The organism is Sporolactobacillus shoreae, from assembly GCF_004684935.1.
Taxonomy (GTDB): Bacteria; Bacillota; Bacilli; order Bacillales; family Sporolactobacillaceae; genus Sporolactobacillus; species Sporolactobacillus shoreae.
In genome coordinates this window covers 1-14111 of the sequence record NZ_SRJD01000005.1, presented here as the reverse complement: position 1 = coordinate 14111, position 14111 = coordinate 1, and the positions used below count along the sequence as shown (strand labels likewise).

Annotated in this window: 7 protein-coding genes; 5 read left to right on the top strand and 2 right to left on the bottom strand. The window is 43.8% G+C overall.

The window, feature by feature from the left end; genetic code table 11:
* Positions 1-81: 81 nt before the first annotated feature.
* Positions 82-4800 (top strand): bifunctional glycosyltransferase/CDP-glycerol:glycerophosphate glycerophosphotransferase, encoded by a 4719-nt coding sequence (locus E4665_RS05800; RefSeq protein ID WP_135347861.1) that lies wholly within the window; start codon positions 82-84, stop codon positions 4798-4800.
* Between the two features lie 405 nt (positions 4801-5205).
* On the opposite strand, the gene E4665_RS05795 is transcribed toward E4665_RS05800, so the two are convergent.
* Positions 5206-8136 (bottom strand): insulinase family protein, encoded by a 2931-nt coding sequence (locus E4665_RS05795; protein WP_135347860.1) that lies wholly within the window; start codon positions 8134-8136, stop codon positions 5206-5208.
* Positions 8137-8397: 261 nt separating this feature from the next.
* On the opposite strand from E4665_RS05795, the gene E4665_RS05790 reads away from it, so the two are divergent.
* The 3 genes from E4665_RS05790 to E4665_RS05780 all read left to right on the top strand — a co-directional run bounded on the left by E4665_RS05790 (position 8398) and on the right by E4665_RS05780 (position 11230).
* Positions 8398-9558 carry an RNA-guided endonuclease TnpB family protein gene (locus E4665_RS05790; RefSeq protein ID WP_135347859.1) on the top strand — a complete coding sequence of 387 codons (1161 nt, stop codon included), beginning with the start codon at positions 8398-8400 and terminating at the stop codon, positions 9556-9558.
* A 270-nt stretch (positions 9559-9828) separates the two neighbouring features.
* Complete coding sequence (locus E4665_RS05785) at positions 9829-10254, top strand: DUF1801 domain-containing protein (protein ID WP_135347858.1); 426 nt, start codon at positions 9829-9831, stop codon at positions 10252-10254.
* A 130-nt stretch (positions 10255-10384) separates the two neighbouring features.
* Positions 10385-11230, top strand: a complete 846-nt coding sequence (locus E4665_RS05780; RefSeq protein ID WP_135347857.1) for an aldo/keto reductase — start codon at positions 10385-10387, stop codon at positions 11228-11230.
* Positions 11231-11468: 238 nt separating this feature from the next.
* On the opposite strand, the gene E4665_RS05775 is transcribed toward E4665_RS05780, so the two are convergent.
* Complete coding sequence (locus E4665_RS05775; protein ID WP_135347856.1) at positions 11469-12281, bottom strand: alpha/beta fold hydrolase; 813 nt, start codon at positions 12279-12281, stop codon at positions 11469-11471.
* A gap of 264 nt (positions 12282-12545) precedes the next feature.
* Here E4665_RS05775 and E4665_RS05770 point away from each other — a divergent pair, with 264 nt between their 5' ends.
* The gene (locus tag E4665_RS05770; RefSeq protein WP_135347855.1) at positions 12546-13757 is read left to right on the top strand and encodes an MFS transporter; all 1212 of its coding nucleotides are present in this window, start codon (positions 12546-12548) and stop codon (positions 13755-13757) included.
* The last annotated feature ends 354 nt before the right edge of the window (positions 13758-14111 follow it).

The window sequence follows — 14111 nt, the reverse complement described above, 5'->3', positions numbered from 1 at the left end:
AATAAATTTGGATTTGGCAAACTCTATAAGAAACGATTACTTCTCAGAATTTTGAAGCTTTTTACCGTTAGGAGAAATTAAATGAATGTTAAAATAAGCGTGATTGTCCCAGGATATAATGTGTCTCCATACATCAGACTATGCTTAAACGCTCTTGTTCGTCAAAGTTTTAAAGAAATACAGGTTATCATGATTGATGATGGTTCTTCTGATCAAACCGGACAGATAATGGATGAATATGCCGCCATATATGAAAATTTCGAAGTTATTCATCAAGCAAACATGGGACTTGGTGCGGCAAGAAATGTCGGAGTGAGCCACGCACTGGGACAGTATATTACCTTTGTTGATGGGGATGACTATGTTGCCGATCAGGCATATGAAAGAATGTATGCGATGGCTGAACAAACACATTCTGACATTATTTCAGGAGGAGTACGCCGCTTTCATTCACAAGCAGCCCGAGATTCTTATCTTCATAGAATGGCGATAATCGACACGTGCAGAAATACGCATATTACGGAACATCCGGAATTGCTTTATGATACAACGGCATGGAACAAGCTCTACAAAAAATCTTTTTGGGACCATCAGAATCTTTCATTCCCTGAAAATATGTTGTATGAGGATATTCCTTTAACGATTCCTGCACATTTTTTAGCAGCGTCGGTGGACATACTCGAAGATCCAGTTTATTTTTGGAGAATTAGGGAGGGTATTGACCACTCAATTACTCAGCAAAGAACGGATATTCAGAATTTCAAAGATCGGCTGAAAGCTCTCCGCATGCTTGACCTTTTTTTAATCCAGCACAAAGTTTCTAAACCAATGGTTGAAGCAAACCAGTTAAAATATTTAACGACCGACTTTGCCGTTTTTATTGATACTTTAAGATTTGCTGATTCGGCGTATGTCAGCCAGTTTCAAAAACTTTTGTCCTCTGAACTTATCAAGATGAATCCACAACTATTTCAGCAAATTCCTGCAAAATTGGCATTGGTTTATCGGTTGATTCAGCAAGACAAAATGGATGACGTTATAAAAATAACGGAGATGAGCAAAGAAAGAAGTCTTAACTTCAAACCTTATTTGAAAGAGGGACATTGGTATCAAAAGTTCAGTGTTTCTGAAATTACCAGAGTACAGCCTGTTTGTGTCGATGAGTCACTGAATGCTGAAGCAAGAATTCACAGGATTTGTTGGGATGAAAAAGGTAAGCTTGAAATTACCGGTCACGCATATATCCAGGGACTTGATTCAGGCAGACAAGCCGATGTTCAAATGAAAGCTTATCTCACGAACTTGGATAATCAGCAGCAAATTGAGATTTCTGTTCATTTGTTTAGAAACCCGTCAATAACAAAAAGGTGGGGCATCAGAAGGATCAGAGGATTTAATCCGCTTTCACGGGTCTATAACTATAACTGGTCATTTTTTAATATAAAAATTGATCCTGAGCAGGCATTAGACAGAATCTATTACGGCCGATGGTCCGTATTTTTAGATCTGACTGTCCAGAACGTTAGAAAAAAAGTGCGTCTGGGAGCACCGTTGAAGGGGAGCAATAAAGCCGGCTATCAATTTCGTCACCAGACAGCTTTCAAAGTCAAATACAACGGAAAATGGCAGCTTGCCATTGATGTCTATAAGCCAGATGTTGTGATCGAGAACGTGGAAGGAAATCCGGATGGGTTCTCTATTAGCGGCCGGATAACCCGGAAAATTTCGGATATTTGTCTGACTACTTACAATCAAGGCAATGGGGAGACCCGTTCACTTATGCCCCGGATTTCTTATTTTGACAAAAACCGGTTTTCGTTCATGATTCCTTATCAGTTGTTATACGATCGCGTGCTTGATGAAATCAACTGGGTGATCGGATACCGTCTTCCAGGCTGTTCTGTTCCCAGAACTGTCGAGGGTCTGTTGAGAGAGAAAATAAAATTTTTCCAAATTGGAAAGCACGACTTGTGGATTGAAAATTTCAAACCCAGAATTTCAATTTATGCTGCGAAATACCGCCATCCAGTGCTGAATCACCTTGAATTTACACATCATTTTATGAATTTAGGACTGACCTTTCCAGAGACATTAAACTTAGGAACTGGAAAGCAGCAACTTGTGTTTGAATCCGAGAAGAACGCGCCTTCCGTTACGTTTGATCTCTCTTCTACTCTGTCTTCATCTAACGAAAAGAACTATACGATCCGACTTAATTGTTTTGATGAAAATGGCGATTTCAAATGGTACACAGCTGGAAGATGGCGCGTATTTATAAAAATAGTGCATGAAAATGCTCCTGAAGGCTCATCTAAAATCAAAAAAATACCAATTATTTGGTCAGAAGAACTGCTGAAATCGGTCAATGTTCACCAGAATTATCGATACCAAAGCATTCGATTCAGTTCTATTTCCGGAAGTCATCGTGCATTAAATTTTAAGACGGATGTCTTAAGATGTTTTATGGATCGTACGGCAAGACGCAGAAAATTGATACAATGGTACCTCTATCCACTTATGCGTTTACTACCACTAAAGAAAAATGTGATTGTCTTTGAAAGCTTGTGGGGGAAGTCCTTTAACGATAACCCAAAAGCCATATACGAATATATGGGAAAAACTTATGGAGATCGTTTCCGTTATATATGGTTTCTGGATAATGAATATACCCCGGTGACAGGCTATGCGAAGACTGTTAGAAGATATAGCTTGCTTTATTTCTATTATTTGTCAAGGGCAAAATATTTTGTTGAAAATACGACCCTTCCTGATCTCTATGTCAAACGGTATGGGCAAATTGAAATGCAGACACTGCACGGCACATTTATGAAAAAGATGGGACTGGACGAAACAGTTACATTTAACACAAATTACAAACAGACTGCTCTGTTAAAGCGATCGGGTCGGTGGGACTATATGCTATCCCCCAATGATTACATGACAAAAATCGCAAAGCGTGCCTTTTTGTTTAATCGTCAGATCGTTTCTAGCGGATTTCCCAAAAATGATAAACTGTATCAAAATAATTATGAGGACTATATTCGTTCTGTTAAAGAACGACTAAATTTGCCTCTGAATAAAAAAATAATTCTGTATGCACCAACTTTCCGTAATCGGTACACATTTGAAATGAGAATAGATTTGGCAAAACTTCAGCAATGCTTGTCATCTGAGTATGTTCTGATGCTGCGCCTTCACTATTTTGTGTATAAGTACAATGATATAGATGAATATGCAGGATTTGTTTATAATGTTTCTGCTTATCCTGATATACAGGATCTCTATTTAGTATCGGATATGCTGGTAACGGACTATTCTTCTGTCATGTTTGATTATGCCCATTTGAAAAAACCAATGATGTTTTTTGCTTACGATTTGGATTACTATCGAAAGAGTTTACGCGGAATCTATTTAGATTATGAAGAAACAGTTCCTGGGCCCATTGTTACAACTACGGAAGAACTCATAAAAAATATTATTGAACTTCCAAACTCAATGGGCTATCAGCAAAAATATCAGATGTTTTATGATAAATTCTGTTCCTATGGGCGTGGAGATTCCTCAGAAAAAGCGGTCATACAATTGTTAGATCCTGAGATTGTATGGCAGTCAGGTGAGCATTACTATAGAAATCTATGGAAGAAAAAAATAAATGAATGGTATATCAGGCTGTTCAAATATATTGGCAATATGCCTAGAAAAAACATTGTATTGTTTGAAAGCTTCTTCGGGCGACAGTTTTCAGACAATCCAAGAGCCATCTATGAATACATGAAAGTACATCATCCCAACTATCAACTGGTCTGGAATGTAAGCAAAGGCCATGAAGAAGTATTCAAAAGAGAAAAAATACCGTTCGTGATCAAATATTCTTTTAAGGGAATCTGGAAATGGGCTCGGGCAAAATATTGGGTTACAAACAGTCGATGGCCACTTTGGCTTCCTAAGCCCAAACATACAATATATGTACAGACATGGCATGGAACCCCTTTGAAGACTTTAGGCACGGATATTGATCATATGACTATGCCGGGAATGTCCCTTGAAAGGTACAAAAAGGAATTCACAGAGGAATCAAGAAGATGGGATTATTGTATCGCTCCAAATAGCTACTCGTCGAAAATCTTTCAAAGAGCCTTTGAATTGCAGGGATCGATGATTCAATCCGGCTATCCGAGAAATGATTTGCTCTTTCAGAAAAATACGATTCCGGACATCATGAAAATAAAGAAAAAATTGGGTATTGACAGGGATAAAAAAATAATTTTGTATATGCCTACTTGGCGTGATAATGAATATAGTCAAATCAATCATTATACTTTTGATTTAAAGCTTGATCTGGATAGAATGAAAGATGAATTTAATGGCGACGCTGTTTTACTTTTAAGGCTTCATTATTTAATTGACGATCAGTTAGATCTAGGCGGTTATGGAGACTTTGTCAAGGATGTTTCCGAATATGAAGACTGCAGAGAACTATATTTAATATCGGACTGTCTGATCACAGACTATTCATCTGCTTTTTTCGATTATGCAAATTTAAAGCGACCAATTATATTTTATGCCTACGATTTATGCCAATATGCAAATGTAATTCGTGGGTTTTATTTGGATCTTGAGAAGGAAGCACCTGGGCCAATAGTGAGCGACATAGATCATTTGCTTCCTGCCATACGTGATGCATTGAACTTTACGGGTAATAATCCCTACCCGGAATTTTATACAAGGTTCTGCGGTTGGGAAGATGGACATTCAACGCAAAGAGCAGTTGAGGCATTTTTGTCGGGAAACCACGAATAAAAACTACGTTAGATACTATCTTTTGAATGATGGATCAATGCTTTTCGGTTTTCAGGTTGTGATTTCTTAATAATCAATTGTATCCATTCCGGGCATTGAATTGGAGCGACGATTCTAAATCATGTAAGACGTCTTTTTGATTTGTATGCACGATTTAAGTACCTTTAAGTGCACCAGTAGCAGTAACTTTTTCTCATTTATCTTTCCCCCCAAAGAGTAAAATCAAGTAAAATAACAAAAATCTTCTGATACTGTTGATAGTTCATGTGACTTTTACTAAAAATGATATAAACCATCTTCAAATCATACATCTGGAATAAATAAGCGATTAAGATGAAGGAATATGTAAAAATTAAAGGGGAGCCGTCAGATAAATGACCTTAGAGGCTCCCTTTTAATGCTGATTCATTTATCAAAGGCACTAAAGATTTCATCGAACAAATCTTTGTTTTCCTTAATTTTGGATTCACTGCCAAAGACGCAGACATGGTTCTGATCCGTTACGGCCTTCAACAATTCGGCGAACTTCTGAATGTCTGCAGGCTTGGTGGCGAGCACTTCTTCACGAATCCGCTGCACATCTTTTTCGGCAACATGGGCGAAGTACCGTTCGTCCGAAAGCTCACCCTTGGAGCTTGGTGTCAGCGGCGAGTCGAGATTAGATATGGTTCCAATAATATATTTGGTCATCGTGAAGGGATCCGCTTTGAATGACGCGGCAAAGCGGGATGCTTCATCATAAATCTTCAGCGTTTCGCGCAGGTTCGGATCGCGGTAGGACCAGAAAATAAAGTTGCCGGATGATTCTGCGGAGACACCGCACCCATAGGCACCGCCCATGACCCGGACTTTGTTCCACAGATAGTCGAGCGTCAGAACCTGCTTTAGCACGAGCAGCTGTCCGGTATAGTCGAAGCCGAGCTTTTTAAAATTTGCCCCCTTGGCCGCATACTGAATTTTGCTTGAGGTCATCAGGCCTTCATTGTGCGTTGGAATAAAAGAAACCGGCTGAGCGGGTGCTGTGGCACGGGCATCCAATCCTATACCAAATTTTTCAAACTGCGCGCGTGCGGCATTGAAGAGATCCTGGTCGCCTGTCAGGCTGATAATCAGCCTGTCTTTGCTGAACAGCCCTTTGGCAAGGGTCTGCAGTGCTTCAACTGCCGCGTTGTAGCGTTGCTCAAAATTCTGATCCAGATCGCGGATAAAGTGATAGAATGTCAAGCCTCTGAGCCGTTCTTTGTAGGCAGCGGATTCAGAAAAATAAGAGCCGACACGCCGGACTGCAACGGACTGTCCATTCTGGTTAAAGGCAATCTCTATTCTGGATTTGATTTCTTTGACGATCGCTTTAATCCGTTCTTTATTGTTAAATTTGCTGTTGTAAAGGATCTCATGGATCAGGTCAAAGGCGCCCGAAAGTTTATCCTGAAGAATTTTCGCTTTGACAGAAAATTTCGTTGCGGAGATGTCGTCGCTGTCTTTATCAGAAATCACGTTCGTTTCGAAATGGATATCACCAGTCTGGATATTGACCTCGTTGACCAAAGCCTCATAGCCGTATTTCTCAGTATCAATCTTACCGAACAATTCTTTCAGCAGAGCGAGCCATGGGAGCTGCTCTTCCGAAACAGACGCCGTATCAAAATAGAGGCTCAGGTAAGCAATTTTATTCGTTGGGAGTTCATGATACAGTGTTTTGATGCCGTCAAGATTCGTCTCGGATAAAGGAAGTGCTTCTGTTTTTTTATCAATGTCATCAAGTGAGAGAAGCGGAATCTTGCGCAGATCTTCAGGACGGTCTTCGCTCGTCTGACGCTCCTGAAGCTTCTTCGTCTGATCGACCAGCTGATCCAGTGTTTCCGGATCAAGGCTCTGTTTGAATGCCGCAAGTTTGTCCTTCAAAGCATTCGTTTCTTCCTCAGCGAGCGTTTTAGACGGCTTAACGATCACTAGCGATTCGTGATTGCTGTTCAGAAGATATTTTTCAATCAGGGCTTCAAAATAGTTACCAGTGAGCGCCTGTTTAATGGTTGCCAGTGTTTTTTCAAAACCCAGATGGGTCAGCGGATCACCGTCATACAGCCAGCTGTCCATAACGGTGATGCTGTAAATAAGCCCTTTCGGCATCGAGCCGTAATCGGCTTCGCGGAGCTGGAACTCTTTGACGTTGATTGCGGCCTCAATCTGTTTCTTGTCGATCCCCTTTTTTACCAGCTGGCTCAGAGTGTCGTTCACTACTTTTTTTAAGGCTTCCTTCTGGCTTTCGTTCGCGTTTTTCACATTGACGGAAAAGTAAGGCTGCCGGATGCTGTTGTCATACGAACCAAATACATCGTTTCCAATACCGGCATCGAGAATCGCTTTTTTCAGCGGAGCGGCCGGACTGTCCAGAAGCAGATAATCCAGAATGTCAAAGGCAAGATAAGTTTCCGGGTTGGTTGATTCAGACACGGCATAATTCAGGCTCAGGTAGGTTTTATCTTTGTCATCTTCGCCGGGAAGGATCGGGTAAGATCTGACCGTTTCCTGCCTGCCGATCGGAGCCTGCGGGGAGATGGCTGAATCCACATCAATTCTGTCATAGCTGCTTAAATAATCTTTATCCAGATAAGCCAGTTTCTCGTCGATATCGAGATTTCCATACAGATAAATGTAGCTGTTTGCCGGGCTATAATATTTTTTATGTGAATCGATGAAGTGTTCGTAAGTCAGATCAGGAATATAGAGTGGATCTCCGCCGGATTCGAAACCATAAGCTGTGTCCGGAAAAAGTGAATTTTGGTTGGCACGCATCAGCAGCCCTTCAGGCGAGGAGAACGCGCCCTTCATTTCGTTATAGACGACCCCTTTAAGATTGATCTCATCCTTGGTGTCATTCAGCTCAAAGTGCCAGCCTTCCTGCTCAAGAATTTCTTTGTGTTTGTAGATATTCGGATGAAAAACTGCATCGAGATAGACGTCGATCAGATTCTGAAAATCCTTGTCATTTTTACTGGCAAGCGGATACATCGTCTTGTCGCTGAACGTGAACGCATTGAGAAAAGTACTCAGTGATCCTTTAAGAAGCTCAACAAAAGGTTCTTTGACCGGATACTTATCGGAACCGCAAAGCACCGAGTGTTCAAGAATATGAAAAACCCCTGTATTGTCTTCAGGCGGTGTCCTGAAACTGATCGAGAAGACTTTGTTATCGTCCTCGTTTTTGAGGAATAGAAGCCGCGCGCCGCTTTTTACATGCTCATAGAGGAAGGCTGTGGAACCAACGTCTGCCACTTCCTCCGTATGTATCAACCTGAATCCATGATAAATGCTGTTTAGCTGATAGTTTTCCATCCATACGACCTCCCAGTCATAGCGTTTACACGATTAGAGCCATTAACGATTATTATACAGCAATACTGGCAAATCATGCTTTTATTGACCATTGCAAACCGTGACATTTTATTTATGGGTTACCAGCGGAGAAAACTCGTCCATTTTAATGACGAGATGCATCTGCATCTTGGGCAACCCCATAGAGATAAGATCACCGTACTTCCTCAAGTTAAAATACGAACATTTGTGCTATAATCATCTCAGAAGGAGGTGAATCCCATGGTCACGAAGGGCTTAAAATTGAGAATCTATCCCAACCAACAGCAACGCCAGCAATTGGCTCAAAACTTTGGCTGCACCCGCTTTGTCTGGAATCAGATGCTGGCGATGCTCAATGAGCGACAAGAAAATAATCCCAAGGCTTCTTTTTTACATGTCTATGAGCTGAACAACTTGCTCCCTCAACTGAAAAAAGAGCACCCGTTTCTAAAAGACGCGGAGAGTACCAGTCTCCAGATGGTCAACAAATATTTAGCGGATGCTTTTATTGCTTTCTTTAAGACGGAGAAGAAGCATCCTAAGTTCAAAACCAAACGATTCTTTCGGCAGAGTTATACCTCCAAGTGCGTGAATGGCAACATCCAACCCGTCGGCCGTCATGGGATTCGCCTGCCGAAACTGGGGATCCTTCGCTTTAAAGCCGGACAACGGATCCCGGAAACGATCAAACAAGTCTCCCTGAGCCGCACGCCGACAGGGAAATACTTTGCCGTCTTAACCGTGGAAGGCGAAAACCAAGCCTTCCCAAAAACCGGCAAAACCATCGGCTATGATTTAGGTGTAAAAGACCTGCTCGTGGGTTCCGTGGAGGATCTCCGATGGCCCACCACTCGTTTTGATCAGGGCTTAGCCCGTAAGCTCCGCCTGTGGCAGCGAACATTAGCCCGGCGGCAACGGCTGGCGAAAAAGGCTATTGCCTGGGACCACCACCAAAAGCTGCCCGTACCCCGCACCTTGGCGGACTTTAAAAACGTAGCCAAAGCCCGCCTTCAAGTGGCTTTGATTCATGAAAAAATAGCGAACCAGCGGGCGGACAAGCTCCATAAACTGACGACCCAACTCGTGAAGACGTATGACCGAATCGCCCTAGAGAACTTAAAAACCAAAAATCTGCTTCGAAATCATACCCTCGCCCGGGCGATCGCCAACCAGGCGTGGGGCGAGCTCCGACGGCTGCTCACCTATAAGTGTGCGTGGTACGGCAAAGAACTCAAGCTTGTGAATCCGTACAAAACGTCACAGCTCTGTTCCACGTGCGGGCATGACGATGGAAAGAAAGCCCTGGCTATCCGGGAATGGACGTGCCCGCAATGTGGTACACACCACGACCGGGACGTCAACGCAGCGATCAATATCAAGCAGCTCGCTTTTGGCCGTTAAGCAGAGAGCCGGCGGGTTCGGGACGAGCCCTGGTAAAAAGCAGTCGCCTCTACTTCAGCATTTTCGAAGCAAGTGAGCTGTGTTCCCAGAAGCTCGGCTATTCATAGCTGAGTAGTTCACAAAATGTGCAGAATGAGCCAGGACCATTCCGAAAAAACGGGGTGTACGGCTGAAGCTGGTATTTCGCGGGTGAATAAGATTTAATGGAATTAAGGGAATAATAAGAGCAGGGTGTGTCAGCAGACAAACGGTATACGGAGGTGTGACCGGATGGGTTATGTTTTGAAAACAAAAGAAAACGATCACAGTGTTATTAAATTCATTGATACTCTGGAGAATCCTAAAAAGCGCGAGGACACTTTCCGGTTGCTCGATATTTTTTCAGAGACGACGGGCTATCCTGCCCGAATGTGGGGGCCAGGTATCATCGGGTTTGGTTCCTATCATTATAAGTATGCGTCCGGGCACGAGGGTGACGCGCCGCTTGTCGGGTTCTCACCACGCAAGGCAAAATTCAGCCTGTATTTTGCGACAGGCGATCCTAAACGTGCGGCATTGCTGGAACAATTCGGTAAGCACAGCGCCGGTAAAGCCTGTGTGTATATCAATCAGCTGTCCGATATTGATCCGGACATTTTAAAGAAGCTCATCATCCAATCCGTCCAATTTCTTCGGGAGACGTATCCTGACAAATAATCATCAGAACATGTGATCACAGGAACATTTTTGTGCCTATTGCACTTAAATGTGCGTACTTCCGAAAAAGTAGTCCATCCCTTACACTTAGACTGCATACGGCTCAATCAAAGAAAAGGGAGGACATGACATGACACTCACAAGCATCGCAGATACAGTAACGTTAAATAATGGTGTGAAAATGCCCTGGCTCGGACTTGGTGTATTCAGAGTTGAGGATCAGATCGAAGCGGCAAATTCGGTCAAGGCCGCGATTAAGGCGGGCTACCGAAGCATTGACACGGCGGCGATTTATCAGAATGAAGAGGGTGTCGGCCAGGGGATTAGAGAAGCTCTGAAAGAAACCGGTTTGAAGCGGGAGGATCTCTTTATCACCTCCAAATTGTGGAATGCAGACCAGGGCTATGATTCCGCTTTGAAGGCTTACCAGACAAGTTTGGATAAACTGGGCCTGGACTATCTGGATCTCTATCTCATTCACTGGCCGGTGAAAGGCAAATATAAAGACTCCTGGAAAGCCATGGAACATTTATATAATGAAGGAAAAATCCGTGCCATTGGTGTCAGCAACTTTCAAATCCATCATCTTGAAGATCTGCTTAAGGATGCTGAGGTGACTCCGGTCATCAATCAGGTGGAACGCCATCCGCGCCTGACGCAGCAGCCGCTGAAGATTTTCAGCGAAAGTCACGGTATCCGCCTGGAAGCCTGGGCGCCATTGATGGTCGGTGGGCTTTTCGAAAATGAAACGATTGTCCGGATCGCTGAAAAACATCAGAAAACACCGGCGCAGATTATTTTGCGTTGGCACATTCAGGATGGTGTCGTGTCGATTCCTAAATCGACGAAGGAACACCGAATTATTGAAAACGGCAATCTTTTTGATTTTGAGTTGTCGGAAGATGAGATGAATGCAATTCAAGCGCTGAATCAGGATCACCGCACCGGCCCTGATCCGGACAACTTTGATTTCTGAGGTTATAAGAAAAACCGGGCAAGCCCTGTCCCTAATATTGACCCTGCGTTATTGAGGGGTTGGATCGCTGCTTCGGCTCTTCGCTTGCCGCAGGCGTCTCGCACCTCCGCTTTGAATCTCATCCAAGGCCCTGTTTTATTGGCCAAATTTATACTTTCCTATAGTGTAAGAAAAGCCGGTCCCACTGGGCCGGTTTTTCTATTGCTTGGGGAAGATAATGACATAGTGCGGCAGATTTTCAGCTTTGGGAAAGAAATTGAATCAGTGCGTGATTGAACTCATCAGCCTGCTCGATTGGTGATCCGTGACCGCTGTTGTTAAGCGGATAGAGTGTCGATCCGGCAATTTGCTGCTGAGTCAGCCCGCCGCTTTTAAAAGGGATGACCTGATCGTGGATGCCATGAAAAACAGCGGTTGGAACCTTGATTGTACTCAGATCTTTTGTGACGTTCTCTTTGCCCAGTTCCTCCAGAATCTTGATTGTGGCATATGGAGCGGCTTCAAGGGACAGTGACACAAACCAATCAAGCATGTCAGGCCCTAGATTGCGGTTAAAAAACATCAGCGAGAGATCGTGCAGAAATCTCGGACGGTTGACATAAAGCTGGCCGAGCATTGCGTTTACCTGCTCAATTGGTGTTCCATAGGGCGAATCCGCCTGCCTGGACAAAGAGGGTGAAGCCGCGTCAACGAGGACAAGTTTTGCGACATGGCGGCCATTATAGCGGGCCATATAACGGATCGAAACGGCACCTCCGACTGAAAATCCAAGGAGGATGACGTTCTCCAGTTGGAGCGCTTGCAGCACGGCAAAAAGGTCATCCGCCAGGCGATCATACGCATAACTGCCCCAGGGTTTACCCGATTGTCCAAAGCCGCGAAGATCAATGCCGATACAGCGGAACCCGTGCTGAGGCAGCACATTGAACTGGTATTCGAACATTTTATGGTTCAGCGGCCATCCGTGGATAAAAACAATCGTTCCGCTGCCCGTTCCGGGATTGATGTCGTGGACATAAATAGGAACGCCGTTCTCAACTTCTACATACATCGTCCGACCTCCATAAATCATCACTCTTCGTCTTTTATATGAAGAAAATCGCGGGTTTATGTGTGAAAGAGAAACGGAAACTGCTGAGCAGTGCCTGTGATATACTAAAATCAATAAAAATAGGGAGGACTCATCATCGTGCAAAAACAACTACTGTTCTTTATATGCCGGGAAGCGGGAGGCTGCACGCGCTAACCACTTGTAGGTTTCCCTGCTTCCTCTGATCGGAATTTACATTTTAAAGGGAAAGCAGGAAATACAAATATGAATAATACGATTGCTTCACATAACATCCGGTTGCTCTTCTGGTCGGGAATTTTCGGAACGATGAATTTTCTGCAGCCGGTTCTGACGCTTTTCTATCTGCAGCGCGGACTGGACACGCGTGATATCTTTATGGTGTTGTTCTGCTGGAGCCTGGCGGTGCTGATCGGCGAGATTCCAACAGGTGTCTATGCAGACCGCTTCGGACCCAAGGTCTCTTTTATCACCGGTTGCATGCTGAGACTGGTCAGTTTTTCATTGCTTTTTTTCGCTTCCGGACCGTGGATGTTTTATCTGTACAGCTTTCTGAACGGATTTTCCGTAACCTTCTACTCGGGTGCGGACGAGGCGTTTATTTATGAATCGCTGAAAGAAAGCCATGAGGAAAACAAAATGGATCAGGCAATGGGACACATTCAGTCGGCCGATTTTATTGCAATGATTGTTTCCGTCCTGATCGGCGCTTTTCTGGCGCGGGATCTGTCCAATCAGCAATTTCTGGTACTGATTGTGCTGACCATCGCTTTTCAGTTGGTTGAACTCATGCTCATCTTTTTCCTGAGAAAGCCGGTATCCGACACGGTCCGTCAGGTAAATAATCCCTTCCGACAGGTGAAGGAGGGTTTCAAGGTGATTCGGCGTGAACCGCGGCTGCTTATTATGTTTCTGAATGTTACCTTGGTATTCATTCCGGTTGGCGCGGTTTTCAAGAATTTCGACCAGCCCTATCTGACGCATGCCGGGGTACCGGTTGCATCTATCGGCGTTCTTTATGCAGCTGCTGCAGTTTTGGGGTTTGGTGCCTCCCATTCAATTGGCTGGCTGACACATCGCTTTTCAAGAATCGCACTGATGTACGCGACGGGATTTCTGTCGGTTTCAGGACTGGTTCTGGCGGCATTGATCCAGTCAGAGATCTGGGCGGCCGTAGGCATCTTTTTCCTGCTGCGTATTGTCCAAGTGATCCGATATCCGATCTACTCGAAGATCAGCAACGATTATATTCCTTCATCTGTGCGGGCGACGACGATATCGCTTCTGTCGATAGTGGATTCCTGTTGTGATCTTTTCGTTTTTCTGATTCTGTCGCTCGTGGCATCCGGCAATTCGTTGCATGTGATTTTTCTCGGAGGTGCTTTTATTGTATTGGCGGGAGTACTGCTTCCGATCCGGCCGCTTAAGATTCATCGCGATGAACGTTTAAATGGTTGAAAGGCGGTTTTTGGCCGGGTACTTGGTGAAGTTTTGGTTATCGACATGAGAAAAATCGTTGTCTGGTCTTTTATCTGCCTGAAGAGCTCACACATTGAGCACTTTGGGCAGTTTTTTGATTTAAAACCTATGTAAATCTTTCCAATTAATTATTTGTATCATGCCTGTCCTATGGCCTATCTTTCTAACAATCTCATTACGAGCAGAAAAACAAGAAAGCGCAGTTCGGTCAAGTCCTTTTTTGTGTGTAAATTCATCTCAGGAAGGATAGAGTGATTAGCTTGGATAAATAGCTGTCACTTTACTAGAAGGAGTCGTTTTGGGCTGTTTGGCCTTCCAGTCAAAATAGTCTTC

Coding starts and splice junctions, on each gene's coding strand:
- E4665_RS05800 (WP_135347861.1), top strand. CDS start 82: ATGAATGTTAAAATAAGCGTGATTGTCCCAGGATATAATGTGTCTCCA.
- E4665_RS05795 (WP_135347860.1), bottom strand. CDS start 8,136: ATGGAAAACTATCAGCTAAACAGCATTTATCATGGATTCAGGTTGATA.
- E4665_RS05790 (WP_135347859.1), top strand. CDS start 8,398: ATGGTCACGAAGGGCTTAAAATTGAGAATCTATCCCAACCAACAGCAA.
- E4665_RS05785 (WP_135347858.1), top strand. CDS start 9,829: ATGGGTTATGTTTTGAAAACAAAAGAAAACGATCACAGTGTTATTAAA.
- E4665_RS05780 (WP_135347857.1), top strand. CDS start 10,385: ATGACACTCACAAGCATCGCAGATACAGTAACGTTAAATAATGGTGTG.
- E4665_RS05775 (WP_135347856.1), bottom strand. CDS start 12,281: ATGTATGTAGAAGTTGAGAACGGCGTTCCTATTTATGTCCACGACATC.
- E4665_RS05770 (WP_135347855.1), top strand. CDS start 12,546: ATGAATAATACGATTGCTTCACATAACATCCGGTTGCTCTTCTGGTCG.